The 26,943-nt window shown below is 63.5% G+C and carries 25 protein-coding genes; 5 read left to right on the top strand and 20 right to left on the bottom strand.

Going from position 1 to position 26,943, the window contains the following annotated elements:
* Window positions 1-13: 13 nt before the first annotated feature.
* The 10 genes from H8S62_RS10030 to murI form a co-directional block, all read right to left on the bottom strand.
* Window positions 14-652, bottom strand: a complete 639-nt coding sequence (locus H8S62_RS10030; RefSeq protein WP_186919166.1) for a methyltransferase — start codon at window positions 650-652, stop codon at window positions 14-16.
* Between the two features lie 58 nt (window positions 653-710).
* Entirely contained in the window at window positions 711-1,337 is a 627-nt protein-coding gene (locus H8S62_RS10025; protein WP_186919165.1) for a CatA-like O-acetyltransferase, read from the bottom strand.
* A gap of 107 nt (window positions 1,338-1,444) precedes the next feature.
* Window positions 1,445-1,972 (bottom strand): anaerobic ribonucleoside-triphosphate reductase activating protein, encoded by a 528-nt coding sequence (nrdG, locus tag H8S62_RS10020; protein ID WP_155150047.1) that lies wholly within the window; start codon window positions 1,970-1,972, stop codon window positions 1,445-1,447.
* A 121-nt stretch (window positions 1,973-2,093) separates the two neighbouring features.
* Window positions 2,094-4,415, bottom strand: a complete 2,322-nt coding sequence (locus tag H8S62_RS10015; RefSeq protein ID WP_186919164.1) for an anaerobic ribonucleoside triphosphate reductase — start codon at window positions 4,413-4,415, stop codon at window positions 2,094-2,096.
* 333 nt (window positions 4,416-4,748) lie between these two features.
* Complete coding sequence (locus H8S62_RS10010) at window positions 4,749-4,919, bottom strand: hypothetical protein (RefSeq protein WP_243255551.1); 171 nt, start codon at window positions 4,917-4,919, stop codon at window positions 4,749-4,751.
* Between the two features lie 115 nt (window positions 4,920-5,034).
* Window positions 5,035-5,550, bottom strand: a complete 516-nt coding sequence (locus H8S62_RS10005; protein WP_155150053.1) for a pyridoxamine 5'-phosphate oxidase family protein — start codon at window positions 5,548-5,550, stop codon at window positions 5,035-5,037.
* 109 nt (window positions 5,551-5,659) lie between these two features.
* Window positions 5,660-6,901, bottom strand: coding sequence for a homocysteine S-methyltransferase family protein (locus tag H8S62_RS10000; RefSeq protein ID WP_155150055.1), 1,242 nt, complete (start codon window positions 6,899-6,901; stop codon window positions 5,660-5,662).
* 732 nt (window positions 6,902-7,633) lie between these two features.
* On the bottom strand, window positions 7,634-9,382 hold the full coding sequence (argS, locus tag H8S62_RS09995) for an arginine--tRNA ligase (RefSeq protein WP_186919163.1): 1,749 nt from the start codon (window positions 9,380-9,382) through the stop codon (window positions 7,634-7,636).
* A gap of 442 nt (window positions 9,383-9,824) precedes the next feature.
* Window positions 9,825-10,271 (bottom strand): YwiB family protein, encoded by a 447-nt coding sequence (locus H8S62_RS09990; RefSeq protein WP_155150059.1) that lies wholly within the window; start codon window positions 10,269-10,271, stop codon window positions 9,825-9,827.
* Between the two features lie 92 nt (window positions 10,272-10,363).
* Window positions 10,364-11,179: a glutamate racemase gene (gene murI / locus H8S62_RS09985; protein WP_155150061.1), complete on the bottom strand. Its 816-nt coding sequence runs from the start codon at window positions 11,177-11,179 to the stop codon at window positions 10,364-10,366.
* 207 nt (window positions 11,180-11,386) lie between these two features.
* On the opposite strand from murI, the gene H8S62_RS09980 reads away from it, so the two are divergent.
* Together H8S62_RS09980 and H8S62_RS09975 are read left to right on the top strand one after the other, a co-directional pair.
* Entirely contained in the window at window positions 11,387-11,800 is a 414-nt protein-coding gene (locus H8S62_RS09980; protein WP_155150063.1) for a hypothetical protein, read from the top strand.
* A 291-nt stretch (window positions 11,801-12,091) separates the two neighbouring features.
* Window positions 12,092-12,580: a phosphatase PAP2 family protein gene (locus H8S62_RS09975; protein ID WP_186919162.1), complete on the top strand. Its 489-nt coding sequence runs from the start codon at window positions 12,092-12,094 to the stop codon at window positions 12,578-12,580.
* A 145-nt stretch (window positions 12,581-12,725) separates the two neighbouring features.
* Here H8S62_RS09975 and H8S62_RS09970 read toward each other — a convergent pair whose 3' ends face one another.
* The 3 genes from H8S62_RS09970 to H8S62_RS09960 form a co-directional block, all read right to left on the bottom strand.
* On the bottom strand, window positions 12,726-13,643 hold the full coding sequence (locus tag H8S62_RS09970; protein ID WP_186919161.1) for a hypothetical protein: 918 nt from the start codon (window positions 13,641-13,643) through the stop codon (window positions 12,726-12,728).
* Window positions 13,644-13,661: 18 nt separating this feature from the next.
* Window positions 13,662-15,698, bottom strand: a complete 2,037-nt coding sequence (locus H8S62_RS09965; protein ID WP_186919160.1) for a stalk domain-containing protein — start codon at window positions 15,696-15,698, stop codon at window positions 13,662-13,664.
* Window positions 15,699-15,809: 111 nt separating this feature from the next.
* Window positions 15,810-15,986 (bottom strand): hypothetical protein, encoded by a 177-nt coding sequence (locus H8S62_RS09960; protein ID WP_186919159.1) that lies wholly within the window; start codon window positions 15,984-15,986, stop codon window positions 15,810-15,812.
* A 135-nt stretch (window positions 15,987-16,121) separates the two neighbouring features.
* Between H8S62_RS09960 and H8S62_RS09955 the strand changes: the two genes are divergently transcribed.
* From H8S62_RS09955 to H8S62_RS09945, 3 genes are all read left to right on the top strand, one after another.
* Window positions 16,122-18,293: a Tex family protein gene (locus H8S62_RS09955; protein WP_155151438.1), complete on the top strand. Its 2,172-nt coding sequence runs from the start codon at window positions 16,122-16,124 to the stop codon at window positions 18,291-18,293.
* 202 nt (window positions 18,294-18,495) lie between these two features.
* Entirely contained in the window at window positions 18,496-19,293 is a 798-nt protein-coding gene (locus H8S62_RS09950) for a helix-turn-helix domain-containing protein (RefSeq protein ID WP_186919158.1), read from the top strand.
* Window positions 19,294-19,302: 9 nt separating this feature from the next.
* Window positions 19,303-19,680, top strand: a complete 378-nt coding sequence (locus H8S62_RS09945; RefSeq protein WP_155151443.1) for a metallopeptidase family protein — start codon at window positions 19,303-19,305, stop codon at window positions 19,678-19,680.
* 456 nt (window positions 19,681-20,136) lie between these two features.
* On the opposite strand, the gene H8S62_RS09940 is transcribed toward H8S62_RS09945, so the two are convergent.
* From H8S62_RS09940 to pstC, 7 genes are all read right to left on the bottom strand, one after another.
* On the bottom strand, window positions 20,137-20,367 hold the full coding sequence (locus H8S62_RS09940; RefSeq protein ID WP_173023518.1) for a helix-turn-helix domain-containing protein: 231 nt from the start codon (window positions 20,365-20,367) through the stop codon (window positions 20,137-20,139).
* Between the two features lie 99 nt (window positions 20,368-20,466).
* Window positions 20,467-22,206 (bottom strand): sensor histidine kinase, encoded by a 1,740-nt coding sequence (locus tag H8S62_RS09935; RefSeq protein ID WP_155151449.1) that lies wholly within the window; start codon window positions 22,204-22,206, stop codon window positions 20,467-20,469.
* Between the two features lie 84 nt (window positions 22,207-22,290).
* Window positions 22,291-22,962 carry a response regulator transcription factor gene (locus tag H8S62_RS09930; RefSeq protein ID WP_186919157.1) on the bottom strand — a complete coding sequence of 224 codons (672 nt, stop codon included), beginning with the start codon at window positions 22,960-22,962 and terminating at the stop codon, window positions 22,291-22,293.
* Between the two features lie 131 nt (window positions 22,963-23,093).
* A complete protein-coding gene (gene phoU, locus H8S62_RS09925) occupies window positions 23,094-23,738 on the bottom strand; it encodes a phosphate signaling complex protein PhoU (protein WP_155151455.1) in 645 nt (214 codons plus the stop codon).
* 569 nt (window positions 23,739-24,307) lie between these two features.
* Window positions 24,308-25,069, bottom strand: a complete 762-nt coding sequence (pstB, locus tag H8S62_RS09920; protein WP_155151459.1) for a phosphate ABC transporter ATP-binding protein PstB — start codon at window positions 25,067-25,069, stop codon at window positions 24,308-24,310.
* 81 nt (window positions 25,070-25,150) lie between these two features.
* The gene (pstA, locus tag H8S62_RS09915) at window positions 25,151-26,005 is read right to left on the bottom strand and encodes a phosphate ABC transporter permease PstA (RefSeq protein ID WP_155151463.1); all 855 of its coding nucleotides are present in this window, start codon (window positions 26,003-26,005) and stop codon (window positions 25,151-25,153) included.
* A 27-nt stretch (window positions 26,006-26,032) separates the two neighbouring features.
* The gene (gene pstC / locus H8S62_RS09910; protein ID WP_243141852.1) at window positions 26,033-26,875 is read right to left on the bottom strand and encodes a phosphate ABC transporter permease subunit PstC; all 843 of its coding nucleotides are present in this window, start codon (window positions 26,873-26,875) and stop codon (window positions 26,033-26,035) included.
* Window positions 26,876-26,943: the final 68 nt, after the last annotated feature.

Below are 26,943 nucleotides of genomic sequence, written 5' to 3'. Positions count from 1 at the left end.
CGGGCAATGCCTATTATCTCACAAGGTCGGGCAGGATGTCCAGCCCCGCTTTTCCCTGCCGGACAGCCTCCAGCAGCACCGCCGACGGCGAATGTGCCGCACTGTGCCGGACAAACTGCATCCGCTTGGGCTCCAGGCCGTGGGCGCGCAGGATGCTCACCAGGTCGCACAGCCGCTCCGGCCGATGGACCAGCGCAAAGCGCCCCCCGTTTTTCAGGCTCCGGGCCGCCGCCGCACAGAGGTCCTCCGGGCCGCAGGAATGTCCCATCCGGGCCGCGCCGCCGGAGCGGCCCGTGCCCGGCGCGAAGTAGGGCGGGTTGGATACCACCAGGTCGCAGCTCCCCGCGGGGGGCAGGTACTCCGGTGCGCGCAGGTCCCCGGTGACAATTTCCCCCTCCAGGCCGTTCTCGCGCAGGTTGCGCCGGGCAAGCTCTGCCGCCGCCGCGTCGAGCTCCACCCCCGTCAGGCGGAGCGTACGCTCCCGCGCCAGCAGCAGGATGCCCAGCGCACCGGCCCCGCAGCCCAGATCACAGACCCGCCAGCCGGGCCGCACCGTGGCGAAGGCCCCCAGGGCCAGGCTGTCCCCGCCCAGTGGGAAGCAGCACTTCTCCCAGACATAAGTAAACTCCCCCAGCCGCTCCCGGTGCTCCACCCGGCCCACTCCCCTCAAATACTAAAACCCGGCGGCCTTCCGGATTCCCGCCGCCCTTCTACAGCGCCCTTAAAAAGGCGTTCAGCTCCTCATACAGCATTCCCACATGCACTCCGTCCAGCAGGCGGTGGTTCAGCTCCAGGGACAGCGAGAGGACGGTACGCCCCTCCCGCTCCTCGTATCTGCCCCAGGCCGCCCGGGGCACACTGTCCGTGGGCACCATGTCCCGCTCGTTGGTAAGCGAGGTGATGGGGAACCAGGGCAGGCACGTGAAGTAAATCAGCTCGTCCTCGTCCCAGGGCCCCCGGGTGATAAACTCCGTCTGCCTCCGGGACTCCTCCCGGGCCCGGCGGCAGAAATCCGCCATGTCCTCTCCCGCCTCCAGGGTGGTGATGTGGAAGAGGTCGCTCCCCGGCGTCAAATCGGTGAAGCTGGGCACCAGCCGCTGGTGGTAAACAATCTGCCCGTCGGCCCGGCATTTGTACCGAAAGGCCTCCACCCGCTCCATGGCCTTGGTGACGGCGAATACCATGCTGTAATAAAATGAGAGTGAATGGCTCTTCGTATACTGCCGCAGGGCCGTCACGTCCACCGGAACGGTCAGACTGTAAAAGGGGTTGGACATGGGCGCGAAGAAGTCGAAATGCCCCCGCCTGGGCCAGGTGTTTTTATCAATGTACTGCATCTGTGTTTCCCCCTCTATTCCAATTTGCCCGGACCTATCCAGGGGAAAGCGGTCCCCCCCGGACGTCGCTGCCCGGCAGCCGCCTTCTCCGCGGAAAAGGCCCGCGGCTAGGACTCCGGCACGGTGAAATGGGCCAGGTGGTCCCGCTGCTCCCACAGCACCACGGCTCCGGCCTCCAGGCTCTTTTTCACGTCGATGAGCCGCTGGTTGGTGCTGCCCCGGAAGCGTGCGGCGTAGGACTTCTTCTCCCGCACAAACGGCCCGTCCACCAGCACGTCGGTCTCCTCCAGCAGGGCGCGCCAGTCGGGCCGTCCCGCCGCCAGAACGGCCTCCCAGGTGTACCCGGTATAGGTCCATACGTCCTTCCCCTGGGCGTGGGCGATTTTCGCCAGGGCGGCGCAGTCCGCCGCCTGAAGGAAGGGATCGCCCCCCGAGAGGGTCAGTCCCCCGGTCAGCGGATTGCTCCCCATCAGCTCCGCCAGGGTCTCCACGCGCTCCTCATGCCCGCCCGCTATATCGTGGGTCTCCGGATTGTGGCATCCTGGACAGGCGTGGGCGCACCCCTGGGTGAAGACGGTAAAGCGCAGTCCCGGTCCGTCCACAATGGAGTCGGAAATGGTTGACGCAATGCGCATGGTATCACTCCGTTCAAAGTGTAAAATGAAAAGTGAAAAGCAAAAAAGCGCTGTGCCGCCGGAAGCGTTTGGCGGCTTCGGGGCAGTCCGGCTTTTTCACTTTTCACTTTTGCCTTTTCATTTACACGTTGTGTTTCACCCTGTCGCGCTCCTCGGCCCGCTTGGCGTTGTTGAAGCGGTCCAGGGTGCCCACCAGATAGCCGGTGATGCGGCGGATACGCTCGAAGGGCACGCCGTCGGCCTCGGTGCGGCCGCAGCCGGGGCACTGGTCGCCGATAATGCCGGAAAAGCCGCAGACCGGGTCCCGGTCCACGGGGTGGTTCACGCTGCCGTACCCGATGCCCGACTCCTTCATGCAGCGGATGACCTTCTCAAAGGCCTCCAGGTTGTCGGTGGGGTCGCCGTCCATCTCAATGTAGCTGATATGGCCCGCGTTGGTAAGGGCATGGTAGGGTGCCTCAAGCTTAATCTTGTCGTAGGCAGAGATGGGGTAGTACACCGGCACGTGGAAGGAGTTGGTGTAGTAGTCCCGGTCGGTAACGCCGGGAATCACCCCGAAGCGGGCCTTGTCCAGCTTGACAAAGCGGCCCGAGAGCCCCTCGGCGGGGGTGGCCAGCAGGGAGAAATTCAGGCCCCGCCTGGTGCTCTCCGCGTCCATCCGCGCCCGCATATGGGTGATGATTTCCCTGCCCAGAACCTGGGCCTTCTCACTCTCGCCGTGATGGGCGCCGATGAGGCACTTCAGGGTCTCGGCCAGGCCGATAAAGCCCACGCTGAGGGTGCCGTGCTTGAGCACCTCCCGGACCTCGTCGTCCCAGTCCAGCTTCTCGCTGTCCAGCCATACCCCCTGCCCCATGAGGAAGGGGTAGTTGCGCACATGCTTGCGGGCCTGGATTTCAAAGCGCTCCAGGAGCTGATCCACACACAGGTCCAGCATCCTGTCCAGGCTCTCGAAGAAGACGTCGATATCCCCCCTGGCCTTGATGGCCAGCCGGGGCAGGTTGATGGTGGTGAAGGAGAGGTTGCCCCGGCCGTTGCAGATCTCCCTGGCGGGGTCGTAGACGTTGGCCATCACCCGCGTGCGGCAGCCCATGTAGGCGATCTCGGTCTCGGGCACGCCGGGCTTGTAATACTGGAGGTTGAAGGGTGCGTCAATAAAGGAGAAATTGGGGAACAGCCGCTTGGCGGAGCATCGGACCGCGAGCTGGAAAAGGTCGTAGTTGGGGTCCCCGGGGTTATAGTTGACGCCCTCCTTCACCCGGAAGATCTGGATGGGGAAGATGGGGGTCTCCCCCTCGCCCAGACCGGCCTCGGTGGCCAGCATAATGTTTTTCATCACCATGCGGCCCTCGGGGGAGGTGTCCATACCATAGTTGATGGAGCTGAAGGGGGTCTGGGCACCGGCCCGGGAGTGCATGGTGTTCAGGTTGTGGATGAGGGCCTCCATGGCCTGATAGGCGGCCCGGTCGGTCTCCTTGCAGGCCCGGTAGTGGGCGAAGCTCTGGGCCTTTTGGACCTCCTCCCCGCTGCCGTACCTGCCCGTCAGCAGGGGCAGCTCGGCGGCGAAGTAGTCCCCGCAGCCCTCCAGGGCGGGTTCCAGACCCTTGTCCGCCTGAATCCCGGCGATGATGCCCTTGAGCTCGCTCTCCGGGTCCTCGTCCCCGCAGAGGAGCATCAGGGCCCGGGCCAGATTCTGCCGGTAGAGCTTTACAAAGGTCTTCTTCACGCCGTCGGCCATGCCGTAGTCGAAGTTCACCACGCTCTGGCCGCCGTGCTGGTCGTTCTGGTTGCTCTGGATGGCGATGCAGCACAGCGCCGCATAGGAGGCGATGTCGTTAGGCTCCCGGAGGTTCCCGTGGCCGGTGGAGAAGCCGCCGGCAAAGAGCTTCTTGATGTCGATCTGGCAGCAGGTGGTGGTGAGGGTGAGGAAGTCCAGATCGTGGATATGGATGTCCCCCTCCCGATGGGCACGGGCATGGTCGGGATTGAGGACGAACATATCGTAGAACTGCTTCGCGCCCTCGGAGCCGAACTTCAGCATGGAGCCCATGGCGGTGTCGCCGTCGATGTTGGCGTTCTCACGCTTGATGTCGGAGTCCTTGGCGGCCGAGAAGGTGATGTCCTCGTAAATCTTCATGAGCCGGGTGTTCATCTCGCGGGAACGGCTGCGCTCAGAACGGTAGAGGATGTAAGCCTTGGCGGTCTGAATGTACCCGTCGTCCATCAGCACCCGCTCCACCAGATCCTGGACATGCTCCACGTCGGGCCGCTCGTTGCCCTCCACCTCCAGGATGGACAGCACCTCGTCGGACAGCTTTTTCGCCGTGTCCTCATACCCCGGCTTATAGGTTGCGTTAAAGGCTTTGGTGATAGCCTCCTCAATTTTCTTTTCGTCAAAGGGCACCAGCCGCCCGTCCCTTTTCCTGATACTGGCAATGGTCATTTCCCGTTCTCCCTTCCCGCCGAATCGTTAAAAAACGCCCCCGTAGGGGGCGAAAAGATACCTTCTTATTCATACAAGATATGGTATAACCGCTTCTTGCGACCGTATATATAGTATCGTATCCGGGACAAGCCGTCAAGGGCTGCCAGACAAATGGCAGTGAGAATGCCCACCGAATTTAACGGACATTTTTTGGCTAACTTGCCAGTTGCCTTTTTCAAATTTCCTCCAATCCTCTGCGGCCCAGGGGTATGCAGCGCCGCATCCCTGCAGCGCCTCTCCCGCGCCGGAACGAAAAACCGCCCGGACTCATATGAGTCCGGGCGGTTCCGCTTATCGAATTGCACTTTGTCCAATCACGGACAGGGCCCGCTCGAAGTCCTCCCGGCGGACATAGAAAATGTACTCCACCGTCCCTCTGGCGTTCACGCCGGCGCTGCCCATCCGTGCCCGTCCGCCCGGCAGCGGGCCGCTCGGTGCGCACCCGGTACGGTATTCCCTCACCGGCCAGCGCCTCCCTTATCTCTGTCTGCTCCGACATGGAGTAGGTGACAGTGAGCTCTGTGCGGTTGAAGATCGTAATCATATTGCTCTCCTCTCCCGGCTGGACGGCAGGGGCTTATCCGACGGGCAAAAGCTCCACGATTTTGCATACCAGCGAAGCGTCTGTGATGTACTCATTTCCCTTCTTCAGCTCGTCCAGGACGGTCTGGTCCTCCTCCAGCTCCAGCTTGACCACGGCGCCCTGGTGGCGCTCCTCCTTGGTCTCGGCGGCGGTATTGGGGATGTCGAAGACCATCTTTGCCACCTTGTCCCTAAGCAGATTGGCCTTGGTGGCGTTATCCGCCAGACCGAATACGATGTGGCTGTCGTCGCCCGCCGCGCCGGGGGTGAAGATGGCGATGTTGGGCGTGCCGTCGGCGTTCACGGTGGAGACCACGCTCACGCCGGAGTAGGCGGCGATGGCGTCCAGCAGTTCCTGCTGGCTGAGGTTGGTGTACTTCCCGGTGGTGGCTGAGGGGGTGGTGACGGTATCCGGCTCCTTGCTGTCTTCGGGCTTCCCGGCGGCGGGAGCGCAGGCGGCCAGGCTGAGCAGCAGGGCTGCGCTGAGGGCAAGAGCGGCAATTTTTTTCATTGTTTTTCACATCTCCTTCTGTGTTATGCGCCATTCCAACAAGAACAGCTGTAATTATCATATCGAAAGATGTGAAATTTGTCAATATTTTAACAACAGTTTTTCAGAATTACAGCAGCACCAGGCCGTATTTCCGAGCCATCTTCTCCAGGAAGGGCCGCTCCAGGTCTCCGGTGCCGTCCCAGAAGGCCCGGCCCTGATAGACCCGCAGGGCCCGCTCCAGCAGCTCCGGCACGTCGGACCAGACGCACAGCGCGTCCCGGACGGCATACTGGTTCTCAGCGAAGATGTCCACATCGTCCTCCTCCAGGACGGCGATTTTCAGCGCGCCCTGGGGGCTGTTCTCCTCAGCCTCCAGAATATCCTCCATCAGGTCGCTGCTGCACTCGATGACCTCGCCCACATCCACATCGGGCGTGATGAACCGGGCCTCCTTTTCACTGGCGCAGGGGATCACGTCCGGGTCCCGCTGGGGAGGCGTGAAGCGGGTATAGTCCACCGCCTCCGCCGCGGCCTTCAGCGCGGCAATGTGCTCCGGCGTGGTGCCGCAGCAGCCCCCGAAGATGCGCACCCCCGCTTCCGCCAGGGCGGGCACGTAGGAGGCGAACTCCGCCGCGCCGCAGGGGAAGACGGTCTCCCCGCCCTCGGTCACCGGAAGCCCCGCGTTGGGCTTGGCAATAAGGGGCACAAGCGCGTAGGGCGTGAGCCGCCGAAGCTGCTCCAGCAGCATGTCCGGCCCGGCGGAGCAGTTGAGACCGAAGGCGGACACCCCCATGCCCTGCATGACGATGAGGGCGGAGAGCACGTCGGTGCCCGACAGGGTGCGGCCGTTCTCGTCGCAGGTGAAGGTGACGAAGACCGGCTTCTCCGACGCGGCCTTCACGGCCAGAACCGCCGCCCGTGCCTCCGCCATGGTCATGGTGGTCTCGATGAGGAACAGGTCCACCCCCGCGCGCTCCAGGGCGGCGGCCTGCTCGGCGTAAATCTCCACCAGCTCCTCGAAGCTCATGTCTCCGAAGGGGATGATAAACTGCCCAGTGGGGGCCATATCCCCCGCCACCATTGCCTTTCCAGCCGCCGCCTCCCGTGAGAGGGCCACCAGCGCCTTGTTATACTCGCATACCTTGTCCCCGGCGCCGCGCTGGCCCAGCTTCACTCGGTTGGCGCCGAAGGTAGGGGCGATCAGCACCTGGCTTCCGGCCGCCACGTACTCCCGCTGCAGCGCCGTCAGGACCTCCGGGTGCTCCAGCACCCAGGTCTCGGTGCACGCGCCGGGAGGCATGCCGCGCCGCTGGAGCTCCGTCCCGGTGGCTCCGTCCAGCAGTATGGGCAGGGGTAAGGGGATTTCCATGTCTGTTCCTCCTAGAGCGTTTCTAAAATAGTGGTTTTGGTCCTTCATTGGGGGTAGTATACCCTCTTGTGGGAAAAAAAGCAAGCTGTGCGGCAGCGAAAGTTGGCCCCCCACGTTAAATCGGTGCGCCGGGGACGCACGCCGTTTACGGCGCGCAATTCGTGAGTCGCCCCTACGGGGAGCGGCGGGGCGGCCTGATACTGTCAGGCCCTACGGTGCGGAGGTATACGCGGCGCGCCGGATCGGCGCGCCCTACGTGCGGCAATTATCACAAAGCCATATGAAAACATGAGGCCCTATAGGGCCCGATACCCTCATCGGACCGCACGCAGGTGCTGCCACACCCAACAACGTCATTCAAAACACCGCATTCTCAAGTGGCTTTGTTGGCAGAAATTGAATTACTGGAGCTATTAAGTTTTGAAGAGTAAACGTTGCGTGCTCGGCGCGCGGCAGCGCTGTAACGATTCTCAGGAGATGAAGGGCGGCGAAGCTGCTATCCTCAATGCCTCTAATTGAATCGCACCGCCGCTGGACCCCCGTCCCGCCGCAGTGCGGGGGTCCGGGGGAGGCGGGGCAGCGCATTGGAAATGCGCGTGAGCCGCCCCCGGCCAGTTTTTTCCTACTTTTGCCTGGCGGCAAAAGCAGGTCGCGTCGGAACGCGAAACCCCTCCCCGCAAAACCGGCCCCCGGCTCTTGATTTGAGCCGGGGGCCAGTCCAATTTAGTTTGCTTACATCTTCTCCGGCGCGGTAACGCCGATGAGGGCCAGGCAGTTTGCCAGCACGGAGCGCACGGTGTCCGCCAGCTTGAGCCGGGCAGTGAGCACGGCCTGTTCCTCGCCGCGAATATGGCAGGCGTTGTAGAACCGGTGAAAATCCCCCGCCAGGGAGAGGAGGTAGCGGTTCACATGGGAGGGGTCGTAGTCCCGGCTGGCGAGGCGAATCTCCTCAGGCAGCTGGGAGAGGGTCTTCATCAGGGCCAGCTCCTCGGGGGTGGTCATCACAGCCGCGTCAATCTCCGCCGCACGGGGCACCTGCGCCCCCTCCTCCCTCATCCTGGCGATGAGAGAGCAGATGCGGGCGTGGGCGTACTGCACGTAGTAGACCGGGTTCTCACTGTCCTCCCGGACGGCCAGTCCCAAATCGAAGTCCAGGGGGCTGGTGAAGGTCCGGGAGTTGAAGAAATACCGGCAGGCGTCCACGCTCACCTCGTCCAGCAGGTCCCTGAGGGCGATGGCCTTGCCGGAGCGCTTGCTCATCCGCTCGGGCTTGCCGTCCCGCAGGAGGTTCACCAGCTGCATGAGCACCACCACCAGCCGGTGGGAACCGTCCAGTCCCAGGCCGTCCAGGGCTGCCTGGAGCCGGGCCACGTGGCCGTGATGGTCCGCGCCCCAGATGTTGATGGCGGTCTGGAAGCCCCGCTCCTCCAGCTTGTTGCGGTGGTAGGCGATGTCGGCGGCGAAGTAGGTGTAAAACCCGTTGGCCCGGCGGAGCACGTCGTCCTTCAGGTCCAGCTTGTCCACCTGCTCCCGGGTCTTGCCCTCGCGCAGGTATTTGGCCTTTAAAAGGCCCGTGGTGTCCAGCCAGAGGGCCCCGTCCTTCTCATAGGTCCAGCCCGCGTCGGAGAGCTTGTCCACCGTCTCCACCACGTAGCCGCTGTTGTGGAGGCTGGACTCCAGGAACCACTCGTCGTACTCAATTTTGTACCGGCGCAGGTCCTCCTTCATCCTGGGCATGTTCACCGCCAGGCCGAACCCGGCCATGGCCTCCTGCCGCTCCTCCTCGCTCTTGTCCCTGTAGCTGTCGCCGTGCTCGTCGTAGAAGGCCTGGGCCAGCTCCTTGATGTCCAGCCCCTGGTAGCCGTCCTCGGGGAAGGGCACATTCTCCTCGCCCAGCAGAAGCTGCATATACCGTGCGTCGATGGACATGGCAAACTTGTGGATCTGGTTGCCCGCGTCGTTGACGTAGAACTCCCGCCACACGTCGTACCCCGCCCGCTCCAGGACGCTGGCCAGGGAGTCGCCCAGCACGCCGCCCCGGGCGTTTCCGATGTGCATGGGACCGGTGGGGTTGGCAGAGACGAACTCCACCATCACCTTCTCGCCGCGGCCCTCGTCGCATCTGCCGTACTCCATGCCCTCCCGCTCGATGTCGGCGAGTACCTCGCCGTACCACTTCGCGCCCAGGCGGAAGTTGAGGAAGCCCGGCCCGGCGATCTCCGCGCTCTTGAAGTAGCTCCCCTCCAGGGACAGATTGTCCAGAATGGTCTGGGCGATCTGCCGGGGGGCCATATGCATGGCCTTGGAGCCTGCCATGGCGAAGGAGGAGGCGTAGTCGCCGTTCTTCACGTCCTTGGGGATCTCCACAGTGGCCTTTACCTCCACCCCGGCCGGCAGCGCTCCGGCGGCGGCCGCTTTCTCATAGGCGGCCTGAGTAAGGGCGGCCACCTGCTCCCGTGCCGCCTGAATCATGTTCGACATTTTTCAATCACCTCATAAAAGAAGTGAAAACGGAAAATAAGCGCGAAAAAGCCCAAAATGTAAGGCCTTCTCTCTTATTTTTCCCCTTTCACCCCTGATTTTTATCGCTTTACCGCGCTTCTGCATCGCACCCTCAGAACCCTGTTTCTTATCTGCACGGGCGGAATGAACCCGCCCGGCATCAAGGTTTTGGTCCCGCGGGGGACCAAAAACGCCTGGTATCGAAATCGACCACCCCTCACTGCTTGATGACCGGCCCCTTTTTCTCCCTGACGTTTATCTGAAACAGATTCTGCCCTGCCATTGCGTGGTCGATTCTCCCGCGCCGCCAGCGGCGCGGGAACCCTGTCTTTTTATCTGCACGGGCGGAATCAATCCGCCCGGCATCAAGGTTTTGGTCTCACGGGGGACCAAAACGCCTGGTATCGAAATCGACCGCCCCTCAATGCTTGATGACCGGCCCCTTTTTCTCCCTGACGTTTATCTGAAACAGATTCTGCCCTGCCATTGCGTGGTCGATTTCGATGGCATAATCAATCTCAATATCCCCGCCGTGCTCTCCCAGGGAGGAGCGCATTCTGCGGGTATTGATGCCGATGGCCAGCGCCCCGTAGGGGGTGTCGTACATGGAGAGGTGCCGCCGCCCCTCCTCGAAGACCATCTGGGAGTTAACCTCGCCGATGCGCATAAGGGTGATGCGCCCCTGCTCCACCTGGAAGGTGGTGAGGGTGCCCTCCAGCCCGGTGAGCTCGCTCTCCTGGTAGGAGAGGGTGTACTCCCCCTCCCCCTCCTTATTGAGCAGTCCCTCGGTGACGAGCTCGATGGTCTCGTCCTCCACATCCTCGTAGGACTGTTTACCTTTAATGGATATAATCACGCTCTTGTCCATGCTAAACCTCGATCTTCATCCGAAATGAAGGCTATTATATAATATAGGTATGAAAATGTAAAGAGGCGGGGCGGGGCTTTTGGCGCTGCGCCTCAATATATTGTGATATCCACCTGGGCCACCTCGCCGGCCACGTCCTCCCCCAGGAAAATGGACGCCAGACGGGAGAAGTCGTCCACGCTGTCGCTGACGAAGTACCGCCGCACGCCGGGGCCGTCCGCCCCGGCCAGGGTCCCGTCCGCCTCCATCTGACGGGCCACCTGACGGGCACAGGCCGCGCCGGTGTTCACCAGCTTCACCCCGCTTCCCATGAAATCTCCAATAACCGCCGAGAGCAGGGGGTAGTGGGTGCAGCCCAGCACCAGGGTGTCCACCCCGGCCTCCTTCAGCGGCGTGAGGTACTCCGCCGCCACCATCTCGGCCACCTTGTCACCGGGCCGGAAGCGGCCGTTCTCCACCAGCGGTACAAAGAGGGGACAGGCCAGGGCGCTCACCGCCGCATCCGGGGCCAGCCGGGCGATCTGCCGCTCATAGGCCCCCGTGCGGATGGACGCCTGTGTGCCGATGAGTCCGATTTTTCCGTTCCGGGTGAGGGCGGCGGCCTCTTCCGCCGCGGGCGCCACCACCCCCAGCACGGGAATGGGGTTTTCCGCCGCTAGGACCTCCAGCGCCGTAGTGGAAACGGTGCCGCAGGCGATGACGATGGCTTTCAGGTCAAACGTCCGCAGGAACGCCACGTCCTGCCGGGCGTATTTGGTAATGGTCTCCCGGGAACGGCTGCCGTAGGGCACCCGCCCCGTATCGCCGAAGTAGATGATCTCCTCGCCGGGGAGGAGCCGTGAGAGCTCCCGCACCGCCGTCAGCCCTCCCAGGCCGGAGTCGAACACGCCGATGGGTCTACGGTCCAAGTTGATGACCTCCCAATATAGGTATTTCATCGGTAATCGATATCTTTTCCATGATATGCGAAACGGCGGCGGAAAACAAGGGGAATTTTCCACCCGAATTTCCCCTTTTGGGCGTTTGACAATAGGCAAAACTATACTATAATATAGAGTTGAGCGCGGGGCGCATCCCCCGCTCCCCGACGTCACGACAGCGAGGAGGTTTCGCGTATGAAGCTGGAACTGACGAAAAAGCAGTACCGCCGCCTGCTGGACATGGTCTATATCGGCAACTGGATTTTGAACTCCACCCGTGGCGAGGACCGCTTTACCGACTATGACGATCTGGAGAGCCTGCTGTTCTCCAGGGCCAAGGACGAGGGCATGGGAAGCCTGGCCGAGGTGTGGCGGGGCGTGGTGGTGCCCTCCCGGGCCTTCGCAGAGGGCGGTATCCACGAGGCCATCATGGAGTATGAGAACAATGTGTTCTTCGAGATTCTGGCTGAAGACCTTGCCCGCCGGGACATGGACGACCCGCCCATCGACGAGACCAACTACGACGAGCTCACCCGCCGCATTGACGACTATATGGCTGAATTTGAGGAGCACGGCACCGACAACATTCTTATCGACGCGGATAAATAGGCGCGCCCCAGGCCTTGTTTGACAAATGGCAATCTGCCCGGCGGCGCGGAATTGTTTTCACCGGCAAGCGGTTCTTCACAGAAACCCTGACGGATTTCAAGGAATAACTGCGCCGTCCATTCGGAAAAAGACCCGCCGATTGGGCGTGTTAACCTTTATTTCATACAAGGCCTGGGACGCCTGATCTGATTTCCGGCAAGGCCCTGGCCGCATAGTTCATTGCCGCGCCGGCAGGATACCGGCGCGGCAGTCCTGATCTCCCGTCTTAAACATCCGCCCTGGAGGCCGCTTATGACGAAGGAATTATACGCCGCCCTCTCCGCCCCCTTCCGCGCCCACCCCGAAGTGGTGCGGCTGGCAGACAAGGCGCTTACGCTGCTGGTCTATCTGGCCTATCCGGCGCTGCTGCTCTGTCTGCTGCTCGCCCGCAGCCCCCTGCTGCTGCGGGCCGTCCTCACGCCGGGGGTGTCCTTCGTGATCGTGTCCCTCTTCCGCAGGGTCTATAACGCCCCCCGGCCCTATGAGGTTCTGGACATCGCCCCTCTCATCCACAAGGATACCCATGGCAAGTCCTTTCCCAGCCGCCATGTGTTCTCCGTCTTCGTCATTACCGCCGTCTTTTTCCGCGTCTCGCCGCCGCTGGGCGCTCTTCTGGCGGCTGTGGGCGTACTCATCGCCCTGATTCGCGTGATCGGCGGGGTGCATTTTTTCATGGACGTACTGGCCGGTGCGCTGATCGGCCTGCTCTCCGGCGCCGCGGGCCTGTGGCTCATCCCCTGAGCCCCGTCCCTGCGGGAGGCTGCGCTGAGAAGCGCGCCTGGTGGGCGTACGCTTCAGGGGGAGGTACAGGAGCGGGGGACGGCCTGCCGCTCCATTCGCACAAAGAACAAGCCCGGACGCCTCACAGCGTCCGGGCTTGCTTTTTTCATCCATCCATCGTGAGCTCGGCCAGCTGGTCCCCCAGCCGCCCGCAGAGCAGCCGCGAGCGCTCCAGCGCCTTTTCCAGGTCGGGCATGACCGACTCCACCTGTCGGCACGCATCCAGGACGCTCACCCTGGCGTTGCCCAGGGAGTTGCCCAGCAGCATTTCGGCCAGCATGGGTGAAAGCAGACCCACGTCCATGATTCCGGAGAAGTTACGGTTGAGGCTTGGCCGGGCCGGCAGAGACTCCTCCACCAGCAGCCGATCGAAGGCGTCCATCAGCGTCCGCGCCTCGGACACCGCGCCCTCCACGTCTGAGCAGACCAGCTGTCCGTTTGCGTACTGTACGCCCTGCCGCAGGAGGGCGTCCGCCCGGTCCATGGATTTAATAGCCGCGCCGCCCAGGGCTGTCAGCTCCTCCAGCCGGCCCCGGCGGGCGCTCTCCTGATCCAGCCGCGCCCAAAGAACCCGTGCCTTCTCCCCCACCGGCCCCCGGAGCCGGCGGAGAATGGCGCTTTTCTCTTCCAGCAGCTCGCCGTACCTGCCGTCCTCCCCGCCCAGCTCCCGCAGGGCATCCCGGACCACGGCCACCCGGCGGTCGCTGTCCGTCATCTCATGGATGGCCAAGTCGTAGCGCAGGCGGGCGGTCCACTCAGCCTGCCGGGCTTCCTCCCTGCACTCGTTTCTCTCAGCCCTGCGCCGGCGGGAGGGGTCCAGGGCGGCAAAGCGCGCGGCGCGCTTTGCCGCCCGCCTGTGCGCCTCCTCTGCGCAGCGCAGCCGCTCCCCCGCGGCCTGGGTCTCCGCCAGACACCGCGCGGCCCTGTCCTGCAGGCTCTCCAGCTCCTCCTTCAGGCGCCTGCGGCGCGCCTCCCGCGCCCGAGCCTCCTCCAGGGCGCGGCAGATCTCCCTGTAGCGGCCCAAATCCGCACCTCCCGGCGTCTATTTCAGCAGCCCGGCGGCCATGCTCAGGCCCTTCTCCATGGCGGTGGAGAGCCCCCCGGCGGGGCTGGTTCCCGTCAGCGCCTCCAGGTCCAGCACCTTCTCTCCGGCGGCCGGGGCGGTGGGGACGCTCCTGCTGCTTTCGGTGACCTTTATATCCATCTTCATCTCAACCTTGCCGATATAGTCGCCCTTGACGGTATATTCCCCGCTGATGTGCTCCCCGTCGATGCTCAGGTTGAAGCTGAGCGCAATGGGCATGGACTGGGTGACGGAGGCGGGCAGACGGATGTCGCCGCTGAGCTTGCAGTCCAGCAGCTTATTGTCCCGCATCCGGACGGTGAGCGCGTAGTCCGTCTTCAGGTCCCCGGTGAGGAGGGCGAGTACAGCGTCAATCCCCACTCGATCCGTCTCGTCCGCCGTGAGCTCCCTCAGCCGGGCGGCCAGCTTCAGCGCGTCCATGTTCAGCGTATAGGTGGTGGTGTTTCCCGCCGTGGCCGTCTTAAAGTTCGCGTCCCCAAAGAGAATTTCCAGCGGCGCGGCGGCGTCCAGCACCCTGGCGCAGGGGGCCATTCCGCCGTAGGCATAGTCCAGCCTGCCGCAGCTCCCGGCCAGCAGTCCGCCCACCGTGGGGGCCGGCTGCCCCTCCAGCGCGGTGTAGATGCTCTCGTAGAGCGCATCCGCGTCGATGCTCTGTCCCATGTCCATGGCAAGCCAGACGTTGGCCGGGATGGGGCTGTCGGGCAGTTTGTCCAGCTGATTGCCCTTGAGGTAGAACATCCCCTCCCCCAAATCGCCCCGGAGCTGCACCTGGAAGTCGGACATCAGCTCCAGCGCCGACAGCGTCGCCTCGTCCATCTGCGCCGTGAGCATCTCCCTGAGGCTGCCCAGGTCCAGCTTCAGCCCGTAGGTGAGGTCCAGCTTCCCGCCCTGGAGCAGTCCCTTGGCGCCGGCGGACAGCGTGGCGGTACCGTTCTCCCGCTCGGTCTCGCCGTACAGCGTCACCGCCCCGGACGCCGTGGAGTCGACGGCGTAGGTCTGCTCCATGTCAATCCGCTCCCGCTCCGCGCCCAGCATGGCGTTGAGCACCGTGAAGCGCCCGTCCAGCCCGGAGACGATTTCCTCCCAGTCGGTAAAATGGGCCACCTGGTAGGTGCTGTCCCACGCCACGGAGAGGCCCATAGCCTCGCCCGCGAAGCGGGCTGGGATGTAGGTGCGCTGCCCCTTTGCCCAGGGCGTCACGCCCATGTCGATCTCGCCGATTTTGTCCCCCCGGACACAGGTGAGAATGGTGCTGTCCATGCGCATCTCCAGGGTGTCCCCGTTCTCCAGCACGGCGGAGATGACGCCGTTTTGATACTCCACCTTGGCGCCCAGGGTCTCCAAAAAGGCGCGGACGGGTACCATGGTGCGGTTCTCCACCGCCACGGGAGCCGTGCCGCCGAAGTCCAGATACTCGCCGTTGAGGGTCACGTTGACGCCGTCCGGGTAGGGCATCCCCATGTCCGCCTTCTCCTGGCGGATCTGCTCCTCCCAGCCGTCGTCCACGGCCATGCGGCCGTACCAGTCGCTGTCAAAGCTGTCGCTGTCCGCCTCGTACTGGGAGTAGTCCGGCCAGTCGTAGGAGTCATAGTAGGCCTGCCAGTAGGCCTCCCAGCGCAGATTGGTCCACTGCTCAAACGCCTGGTCCTTCTGTGCGTCGGTCCAGGCTCCGTAGGCCCCCATCTGGACAAAATCCTGAAAATAGACGCCCTGGTCCGCCTCCCAGTCAGTCATGGCCTCATCATTTTGCTCCAGCTCCAGGCAGCCGGCCCGGTAGACGCCCGCGTCGTAGTCGTAGGTACCGTACCAGTAGGCGTCCCAGCGCTCGTCGTCCCAGTTATGGAAAGCCTCCGCTTTCTGCCCGTCGGTCCAGTTGAGGTAGGACCCCCAGCGCTCATAGTCGGTCCGCGCCTGCTCCCCCTCCTCGGCAAACGCAGGCGACAGGCAGGAGACCAGCATCAGGGCCGCCAGTAGCATTGCCAACCTCTTTTTCACGATAATCCCTTCCCTCCATTTATGATAGAGCTATGTATATCCTTAGTGTAGCATGGTTTCGCCGCCCAGTCCACTTATGAAAGCATAGCAAAAGCCCTCTCGCTACGGCGCCTAGGTAATCCGGCGCAGCTTCTTCTCTATTTCGTCCAGCCGCGCGCCCACCTCCAGGTCCATTTTATCCAGGCTGCCGGGCGCCCGTTGGACCTGCTCCCCGGACCGGTCCAGGGTACCGGGAGTCGCTGATCTGAAATCGGACCGCCCAGTCGGCGAAGAGTCCGTCATGTCCATAGAAACGCCCCCTATTTTGTCTGATTCTGTCAATTCCATTCTACCCTGCCCGCCGGGCGGATGCAAGCATTTCCCTGGACTTTCCCGCCTGTTTGCGATAAAATAGGAGCCGATTTGAGAAGAAGGAGCGCAAGCATGGAAACCATCATACAGATTCTGGCCCGTGAGCTGGGCCGTAAGGAAGAGCACGTTCAAAATGTGGTAAACCTCATCGACGAGGGCAACACCATCCCCTTTATCGCCCGGTACCGCAAGGAGATGCACGGCACCATGGATGACACGGCGCTGCGCGCCCTGGAGGACCGGCTCACCTATCTGCGCAATCTGGAAAAACGCCGGGAGGAGGTCAAGGGCACCATCGACGGACAGGGCAAGCTGACCGGGGAGCTCGCCGCCGCCATTGACGCCGCCGCGACTCTGGCCGAGGTGGAGGACCTCTACCGCCCCTATAAGCAGAAGCGGCGCACCCGCGCCACCATCGCCAGGGAGAAGGGCCTGGAGCCCCTGGCCGACCTCCTCTTTGCCCAGGGGCGGGACTGCCCCGCCCCCGAGGCGGCCGCCGCCGGCTATATCGATCCCGAGAAGGGTGTGGAGACGGTGGAGGACGCCCTCCGGGGCGCCAGCGACATCGTCGCCGAGCGCATCAGCGACGACGCGGACATCCGCAAGCTGCTGCGCGCTCTCTGGTGGAGCCGGGCCAATCTGGTCTCCGCCGCCGCGGCCAAGGAGCCGGAGGACAGCGTCTACCGGCTGTACTATGAATTCAAGACCCCCGTCAGCCGCGCCCAGGGCCACCAGGTTCTGGCCGTCAACCGGGGTGAGCGCGAGGAGATTCTGAAGGTCGGCGTGGACATGGACCGGGAGAGCGCCCTCATCCCCATCCGCCGGGCAGTGCTGGTCCCCGGCGCGCCCAGCATGGCCTTTGTCCGCGCCGCCGCCGAGGACGCTTACGACCGCCTCATCGCCCCCAGCGTGGAGCGGGAGATCCGCGCTATGCTCACCGAGAACGCCAGCGAGGGCGCCATCAGGATGTTCGGCCTGAATCTGAAGCCCCTGCTCATGCAGCCCCCGGTCAAGGGGCGGGTGACCATGGGTCTGGACCCAGGCTACCGCAACGGCTGCAAGGTGGCCGTCGTCGATGGAACGGGCAAGGTGCTGGACACCGCTGTGGTCTACCCCACTTTCTCCAAGGCCAGGCAGGAGGAGGCCATCGCCGTGCTGGGCAGGCTCATCCAAAAACACGCTGTGGAGCACATTGCCATCGGCAACGGCACCGCCAGCCGGGAGACCGAGCAGATGGCGGTGGAGCTCATCCGGCGTGTGGGCGGGGACGTCTCCTACATGATTGTCAACGAGGCGGGCGCATCGGTTTACTCCGCCTCCAAGCTGGCCGCCGAGGAGTTTCCCGAGTACGACGTGAACCTGAGAAGCGCCGTGTCCATCGCCCGGCGGCTCCAGGACCCCCTGGCGGAGCTGGTGAAAATCGACCCCAAGAGCATCGGCGTCGGCCAGTACCAGCACGACATGCCCCAGGCCCGGCTGGACGAGACCCTCTCCGGCGTGGTGGAGGACTGCGTGAACTCCGTCGGAGCCGACCTGAACACCGCCTCCGCGCCCCTTTTAACCCATATCTCCGGCCTGAACGCTGCGGTGGCGAAAAACATTGTGAAATTCCGGGAGGAAAACGGCGTCTTTACCACCCGGAAGCAGCTTTTGAAGGTGCCCAAGCTGGGCCCCAAGGCCTTTGAGCAGTGCGCGGGCTTTTTGCGGGTCCCGGAGAGTAAAAACGTACTGGACAACACCGGCGTGCACCCGGAATCCTACGATGCGGCGAAAAAGCTGCTGGAACTCTGCAGCTATTCGCTGGACGACGTGAAAAAGGGCAGTATTGGGGAATTGAACCAGCGCTTGAGGGAATTTGGCGAGGAAAAGGCGGCAAGCGAGTGCGGCGTGGGCCTGCCCACCCTCCGGGATGTGGTGAAGGAGCTTTTGAAGCCGGGCCGGGACCCCCGGGACGAGCTGCCCAAGCCCATACTCCGCACCGATGTGATGGAGATGAAGGACCTGAAGCCGGGCATGGAGCTCTCCGGCACCGTGCGCAACGTCATTGACTTCGGCGTGTTTGTGGATATCGGCGTCCATCAGGACGGGCTGGTCCACATCTCCCAGCTCTGTGATCGCCGGGTCCGCCACCCCAGCGAGGTCTGCGCCGTGGGCGATATCGTCACCGTCTGGGTGCTGGAGGCGGACGAGAAAAAGAAGCGGATCTCCCTCACGATGAAAAAGCCGAAGGGGACGCAGGGCTGACCGGGGCTATCAGGGGAGACGGGGTTATCCGCCCGCCGCGCATCCAGCGATGCCCACATCTCCCGCCGAGGTCCCTATGCCTTGAAAATCAAGGGCTGCAACTTGAAGTTGCGGGATAAAAACACGATTTGAACCCCTGGGTTGGTAGTAAACCGACCGGAATTTTGGCATGATAGGGGCAGACGAAAGGACTGGTGATACCATGACCAACTTCTCCAACAATCTGCCCATCCTCCGCCGCCGGGCGGGGTATACGCAGGAGTATCTGGCCGAGGCGCTGGAGGTGAGCCGTCAGGCCGTCTCCAAATGGGAGAGCGGCGCCACTCTGCCCGAGGCGGCCACTCTGCTCACCCTGGCCGAAGTGCTGGACTGCACGCTGGACCAGCTCATGCGGGAGGAACTGGCCGACGACATCCCCAGCCGCGCGGAGCGGCAGGCGGTGGACGAGGAGGCGCGCTTCGCCCTCTTCGTGGCCTATGACAGGCATATGGACCGCTACGCGCTCACGGTGGCGGGCGGGGTGATGCTCATTATGTTCGGGCTGGGGCTGCTGATCTCCCTGGTGGGCATGGGCTCCACCAGCGGACTTGTGGTTGTCCCCCTTCTGCTGTGCGTCGCGGCGGCGGTGTTCCTCTTCATTTTCGGCGGCGTCAGCCACAGCGATTTTCAGAAGGCCCACCCCGTGCTGCCGGAGTTCTACGCGCCGGAGGCCGCGGCTGGCTTTAACCGGGCCTTCCGCATCGGCATGGCGGTGTCCGTCTCCGCCATCGTGGCGGACGTGGCGCTACTCGTGATGCTAACCGCCATCTTCCGGCACGACGAGACCATGCTGCTCTTCTCCGTAGCCCTGTTCTTCTTCATTCTCGGGGCGGCGGTGGGGGCGCTCATCTTCCTCGGTATGGTCCAGAGCAAATACAATCTGAAGAAGTATATGGAGAACGCGGCAATCGTACGACAGAGCGCCGGGCTCGGCGCCCCGGACGAACCCGGGATGAAATGAGGTTTTTCCATGCTCACCTTTGATCAGGCCGGAGAACTGCTGGACGAGATGGCCGAGGCGTTTCCGGAGGAATTCTACCGGGGACTCAACGGGGGCATTCTCCTGCTGCCCGAGGCCATGCCCGACCCGGATTTTCCCGATGAGGAGCTCTACATCATGGGCGAATACTGCGACGACCAGATGGGACGCTACATCAACCTCTACTATGGCTCCTTCGCCGCCCTGGCCGGGATGGAGGGTTGGACCGACGAGGAGTGGGAGGATGAGCTCTACACCACCCTGGCCCATGAGTTTACACACCACATCGAGGGTCTGGCCGGAGAGCGGGGCCTGGAGGTCAGGGACGAGACGTTTTTGGAACAGTTCCGGGAGGAGCATGGAGAATAGGATAGAGGCGCCTGGCATATGCCTCTGAGAAATGATACTTTTCTTAACGGATGGGGCGACTTTTTCAGAAATCAAGCCCCATCCGTCATACAGCTTTCTGTCAGGGAAGCCCCGTGGGGCCTTTCTGACAAACTGGGATGGAAACAGCCTGCTGACGACGGCAGCAGGCTGTTTCCATTGGGAGGCGGAGGGGCGCGGCGTGTCAGGGGTGCCGCGCCTTTCGCAGCGGGGTGCCGCAACGCATTGGGCAATAGCGCGGCGGCGGGACGGGCATACGGACGGCGGCGGCCCCGGAGGGGCCGCCCTGCGGATGGTCCGGGGGCAGGGCCGCAGGACGGGGGCTCCGCCTCTGCCGCGGCTGTCCGGTCATCCGGGAGGGGAATGCGGGCGACCGCCAGGGTCGCCTCTGCGGGCGTCGCTTTCCCGCAGGGGCGGCAGGGGCCAAAGGGACGGCTGTCACGGCTCGAAGAGCTCCCGGGGCCGGATGCCCAGCGCGGCGCAGAGATCGAAGAGCTCGTCCATGCGCAGCGCGCCCGGCTTTCCCGCCTCCAGCGCCTCCACCCTGCCTGCCGGAACCCCCGCCCGGCCTGCGAGCTCCGCCGCCGTTACGCCTATCGCCTCTCTTCGGCGGCGTACCCGGCGGGCGGCCAACTGGAACCTTTGACTGTCTTTTTCTGACGGATTCAATTGAATCACCTCCAGGTCAGTTATACTATAGAATCGACCTGTTTCGACAGATAAAATAGGACGGGGACGGCCTTTTTCGGCCGTCCCCGTCCTATTTTATTAGAATTCCGATTTTCCCCTGGGAAGCTTTACGGTAAAAGCGCTGCCCCTGCCCGGCTCGCTCTCCACGGAAACGCTGCCGCCGTAGAGCTGGAGGATGTGCTTGACAATGGCGAGGCCCAGGCCGGTGCCGCCGTTCTTGCGGGCCCGGCCCTTGTCCACCCGGTAGAACCGTTCAAAGATGCGCTGGCGTGCCTCCTCGGGGATGCCGATGCCGGTATCGGACACGGTGGCGGTGACAAAGCGCTCGTCCGCGCTCACCCGCACGTCCACCCGGCCGCCTGGCTCGTTGTACTTCACGCCGTTCTCCATCAGGTTGAGCATCAGCTCTTTGAGCCGCCCGGCGGGGATAGCCGCCTCGGCCGGCATTCCCGCCACAGAGAGGGTGATTCCGGCGGACGCGGCGGCCTGAGAGAGGAGGGTCTCCGCCGCTTTGGCTGCCTCAAGCACGTCGGCCCGCTCCTCGCACTGCTCGATGGCCACCGACTCCAGCTCGGAGAGCTTGAGAATGTCGTTGATAAGTTCAATCAGCCGGTCCACCTCCACGCCGATCATGGAGAAGAACCGCTTTTGGTCCTCGGGGTCCTTCACCATGCCGGTGGAGAGCATATCGGTGAAGCCCTTGATGCTGGTGAGGGGGGTTTTCAGCTCGTGGGAGACGTTGGCGGTAAACTCGCTGCGGATGCCCTCGGCCCGCTTCAGGTCGGTCACATCGGAGATGAGGATGGAGCAGCCCACGCTCTCCCCCTCATACTGCCGCCCCGATACCGGGGAGAGGAACATTCTCAGGCTTCGCTCGCCGAAGGCCAGATCCTCAATGTCCAGCACCACGGGGGTCTTATCGGCGCGGACGGTCTGGAGGGCCTGGCGGAGGGCCCGGCTGCGGGTGAGCAGGAGGACGGAGCTGCCGTCGGAGTCCTCCCCCACGCCGAAGAGCCGCTTGGCCGCCCGGTTGAGGGCCAGGACGCTGCCGGCCTCGTCCAGAAGAATGAGGCCCTCGTCCATGCACTCCAGGATGAGGCTCACCTTGTCCCGCTCGGCCCGGATCTGGTTGATATGGTCCCCCAGCCGTTCCACCAGCTTGTCGATATAGCGCAGGAGGGGGCGGACCTCATCGTCCCCCTCGTACCGGGTGAGGGCCTCCCGGTCCTGGTTGCCGTCCAGCACGCCCTGAAGGGCGTCCCCCACCACATTCAGGGGCCTGAGGACCATACGGGCCATGCGGCTGGCCATCAGGAGGGCCACCACCAGGGCCACCAGGGCCGCGGCGAGGAAGCCGCCGGCGCTGTTTAAGACCAGGCTGTCGATGGAGGAGACGTTCATGGAGGCCCGGCCCACCATGCCGTCGGCAAAGCGCTTGGCCTCGTACAGCATGGTGACGCCCACCGACTCCGACGGTCGCAGGGCCTCGCCCCAGCCGGTCAGGGCGGCCTGCCTCACCTCGGAGCGGTCCGCGTGGTTCTCCATGGCGGCGGGGTCGGCCTCGGTGTCGGCCAGGACGGTGCCGTCCACATCGATGATGGTCAGGCGCTTCTCCGGCGCGGCCTGGACAAACTGCTCGATGATGCCCTCCGGGTCGGTTATGGCACTCTGGGCGTCCATGAGGATGAGCAGCTCCTCCAGGTTCTGCCGGGCGGCGGCCATCTCCCGCTGGTGGAAGACCCACACCCCCGCCGCGCTGGACACCAGCAGCGCCACCAGGACGGTGACGAGGGTTGCGCCGATTAGTCGCTTCTTCATAGTTACCCCCAACCTAGCTTAAAGAAAGACGATAAAAGGCAGAGTGAACGGGCGGATATCCAGACCGATCACGCCTCTTTCTTCTCAGCTCATCTTATATCCCACCCCGCGGACGGTGGTGATGTACTCCTCCCCCAGCTTCTGACGGAGGGTCTTGACGTGCATATCCACCGTGCGGGTCTCGCCGGTGTAGTCGTAGTCCCAGACCGACTGGAGGATCTCGTCCCGGGTGAGGGCCACGCCCCGGTGGGAGGCCAGGAGCTTGAGGAGCTCGAACTCCTTGAAGGTGAGCTCCACGGCCGCCCCCGCCCTGCGGACCACCCGGGCGGCGGGGTCGATCTCCAGGTCCTCGTAGTGGATGAGCCGGCTCTCCCCCTCCCGCTGGGTCCGGCGGAGAACCGCCTTGACCCGAGCCTGGAGCTCCATGATGCCGAAGGGCTTCACCACGTAGTCGTCCGCCCCGGCCTCCAGGCCGGCCACCCGGTCCATCTCCGCCGTACGGGCGGTGAGCAGGATGACAGGCACCTTGCTCCGGTCCCGGTCGGTGCGCAGACGGCGCAGAATTTCCAGCCCGTCCATGCCGGGGAGCATGATGTCCAGGATGCACAGCACGGGACAGCCCTGCCCCTCCTCCCCCTGGAACATGGCCTCCCCCGACTCATAGGAGCGGACCTCGTAGCCCACAGATTTAAAATAATAGCGCAGCATCTCACGGATGCTCTCGTCGTCCTCGACGACCAGAATCGACTGCGGCATGGTAAACCTCCGAGTAAAAGAACCGTAAAAAAGCCTTCGGGACTCAGCTTTCCCCTATGCGCCCTGCAAAAGCAATCCCAGCCCATACCGCCGGCTCCGGGCACTGGCCTTTTCCCTTTTCTCTTTTATTTTTATCCCACCAGCTCGCCCGTCACACAGTAGATGGCCCACTGGGCGATATTGACCGCGTGGTCGGCGATGCGCTCCAGATACTTGGCAATAATGATGAGATCGATGGCCTGGTCGGCCTCCTCCCGGTTCTGGACTATCAGCTCCACCAGCTCGCCCTTAACCGCGCTGAACAGCCTGTCCACCTCGTCGTCCAGGTCCACCACCGCGTGGGCGGCCCCGGTGTCCCGGTTGGCGTAGGCAAAAATCGCCCGTTTTACCATGACCCCCGCCTTCTGGCTCATGGCGCGGATATCCTTCATGGCCTGGCTGCCCGTCTGGCTGTCCAGCAGGAGGGATATCTCCGCAATATTGGCGCATTGGTCGCCGATGCGCTGGAGGTCGGTCACCATCTTCAGCGCCGCCGAGATCGTCCGCAGGTCCCGGGCCACCGGCTGCTGCTGCAGCAGCAGCCGCAGACAGCGGTTTTCAATGTCACGCTCCATCTGGTCCATGCTGCGGGTCATATCGATGGCCGCCTTGGCCGCGTCCCGGTCCGAGGCCGAGAGGGACGCCGTGACCACGTCGATCACGTCCTCCGCAGCGGCGGCCATGTCTATCATCTCCGCGTTGAGCTCCTGGAGCTCAGCATCAAAAGTCTTGCGCATATTTTTGCCTCCTTCTGTCAGGTCAGGGCTGCGGGGCGCGCCCCGCTCCGCTGGGTTATGCAGGGGTAATCAGTTTCACCGGCGAAACCATGAGCGCCGCCCGGCGCGGCAGGGACAAGCGGCCCGGCCACTGCGTGATGTTCCACGCTCCGTTTACCCAAACCGTCCGGTGATGTAGTCCTCCGTGCGCTTGCTCCCCACCGGGTCAGGTCCCGGTGGGACCCCGGCTCCTTTTTATCTGCACGGGGCAAGTAAATTGCCCCGGCATCAAGGTTTTGGCGAAGCCAAAACGCTTGTCTCGCGCCGCCCGGCGCGGCAGGGACAAGCGGGCCCGGCCGCTGCGTGATGTTCCACACACCGTTTACCCAAACCGTCCGGTGATGTAGTCCTCCGTGCGCTTGCTCCCCACCGGGTCAGGCCCCGGTGGGACCCCGGCTCCTTTTTATCTGCACGGGGCAATTTACTTGCCCCGGCATCAAGGTTTTGGCGAAGCCAAAACGCTTGTCTCGCGCCGCCCGGCGCGGCAGGGACAAGCGGGCCCGGCCGCTGCATGATGTTCCACACACCGTTTACCCAAACCGTCCGGTGATGTAGTCCTCTGTGCGCTTGTCCCTGGGCACGCTGAACAGCTCGGTGGTGTCGCCGAATTCAATAAGCCGGCCCAGGAGAAAGAAGGCGCACTTGTCGCTGACCCGGGTGGCCTGCTGCATATTGTGGGTGACGATGACGATGGTATAGTCCTTCTTGAGGTCCGCGATCAGGTCTTCAATCTTGCTGGTGGAGATGGGGTCCAGAGCCGAGGTAGCCTCGTCCATCAGCAGAATATCCGGCTCCACCGCCAGGGCCCTAGCGATGCACACCCGCTGCTGCTGTCCGCCGGAGAGGGAGAGGGCGGACTTCTTGAGCCGGTCCTTCACCTCGTCCCAGATGGCCGCCCCCCGGAGAGACTTCTCCACAACGTCGTCCAGCCTGCTCTTGCTGCGCACGCCGTGGGTCCGGGGGCCGTAGGCAATGTTGTCGTAGATGCTCATGGGGAAGGGGTTGGGCTTCTGGAAGACCATGCCGATCTGCTTGCGCAGCCAGGTCACGTCCACCTTGCTGTCGTAAATCTCGGTGCCCCGGTACTGGACACTGCCGGTGATTTTGATGCCGGGTACCAGATCGTTCATCCGGTCCAGGGTCTTGAGAAAGGTGGATTTGCCGCAGCCGGAGGGGCCGATGAGGGCGGTGACCTGCTTTTCGGGGATATCCATATCCACACTGTACAGGGCCTGCGCCGCGCCGTACCACAGGTTCAGGTCCCGGGCGGCGATAATGGGCCGAGCGTCCATAGGAACTCTCCTTTATCCAACGGGGCGGCACGGAGGCCACCCCCTGCGTTCTGATAGCATACGCGGGGCGGAGGCCGCCCCCTACTTTTTAAGCTTTTTACCCAGCCACTTGGCGGCCAGGTTGATGAGCAGGGTCAGGACCATCAGGATGGCGGCGATGGCGAAGCCCACCTCAATCTTGCCCCGCTCCATGGAGTACATGTAGAGGGCCACGGTCAGGCTGCCGCCGGAGTTCCCCAGCAGGTCGGAGAGGTTCCCCACCAGAATGGACGCGCTGCCCGCCGTAAAGAGCAGGGCGGCGGACTCGCCCACAATCCGGCCGATGGAGAGGATGCAGCCGGTGACGATGCCGTCGATGGAGCTGGGGATGACCACCGTGCGCACCATGCGCCACTTGCCGCTGCCCAGTCCCAGGGCCGCCTCCCGGTAGGACGCCGGGACGGTCTTCAGGCTCTCCTGGGTGGTGCGGACGATGGTGGGCAGAATCATGATGACCAGGGTCAGGATGCCGGCCCGGATGGAGCTGCCCCAGCCCAGAACCTGGCAGAAGAAGAGCATGCCCACCAGACCGAAGAGGATGGAGGGGATGCCGGTGAGGGTCTCGGTGGCGAACTCGATGATCTCCACCATCCGCCGGCTCCTGGCATACTCGTTAAGGTAGATGGCCGCGCCCACGCCCAGGGGCAGGACGATGAGAAGGGTGCCGAAGATCAGCGCCAGGGTGTTGATGATATTGGGAAGAATACCGATCACGTCCCGCAGTACGCTGGGCTCGGTGGAGAGCAGCTCCCAGGTGACGTTGGGCAGGCCCCGGTAGAAGATATACCCGATCAGCACCACCAGCAGCGCGCAGGTGAGAAAGGCGGAGAAGTAGAGCAGTCCCCGCAGCACCCGGTCGTACAGCACACGCCGGGCCGAGCGACGTTCCATTTGCATCAGTATACCATTCCTTTGTCCAAAGTACTATTTGTTTTTCTTCCTTTTAAGGAGGGTATTGAGCAGCACATTGATGAGCATGATGAACAGGAAGAGCACCAATGCGATGGAGAAGAGGGCATTTCGCTGGAGGGAGCCGTAGGACGCATAGGACATCTCGGAGGCGATGGCGGTGGTGAGAAAGCGCACGCTCTTGAAGAGGGAGGGCATATTGGGCACGTTGCCCGCCACCATCATGATGGCCATGGCCTCGCCGATGGCCCGGCCGATGCCCAGCACCACCGCGGCGGCGATGCCGCTGGAGGCCGCAGGGACGCTTACGCGGAAGTAGGTCTCAATCTCGGTGGCTCCCAGGGCCAGGGAAGCCTCCTCGTACTCCTTTGGCACCGCCTTGAGTGCGGTCTCAGACACGCTGATGATGGAGGGGAGAATCATCACCGCCAGCACAATCATGGCGGCGAAAAGGGTGGCGCCCGAGGAGAGGCCGAAGGCCACCCGGATGGCGGGCACCAGCACCGTCATGCCGATGAGTCCGTACACCACCGACGGGATGCCCGCCAGCAGGTCCACCGCCGTGCGAATGACCGCCGCCACCCTGGGGTGGGCCAGCTTGGCCAGGAAGACGGCGGTGAGGAAACCGATGGGCACGCCGAAAAACATAGCCCCTGCGGTGCCGTAAACAGAGGTCAGAATGAAGGGGAGGATGCCGAACTCCGGCTCCTTGGCCGTGGAGGCCCACTTGGTGCCGAAGAGGAAGTCCTTGAGGCCGATCTCCTGAATGGCGGGCAGGCCGGAGATAATGAGGTACACGGTGATGAACAGCACAAAGGCCACCGCCACCAGTCCGCACAGGAAGAAGAGGACGTTCATCCCCCGCTCCAGCAGTTCCCGCAGTCCTCTTTTTTTTACCAGGGGGCTGTTCGCCTGGGCCGCCTGTG

Origin of the sequence: Lawsonibacter faecis (assembly GCF_014287675.1) — a bacterium.
Classification (GTDB): domain Bacteria; phylum Bacillota; class Clostridia; order Oscillospirales; family Oscillospiraceae; genus Pseudoflavonifractor; species Pseudoflavonifractor faecis.
The sequence above is the reverse complement of the archived record's forward strand: the minus strand, read 5'-3'. Positions and strand labels throughout refer to the sequence as shown.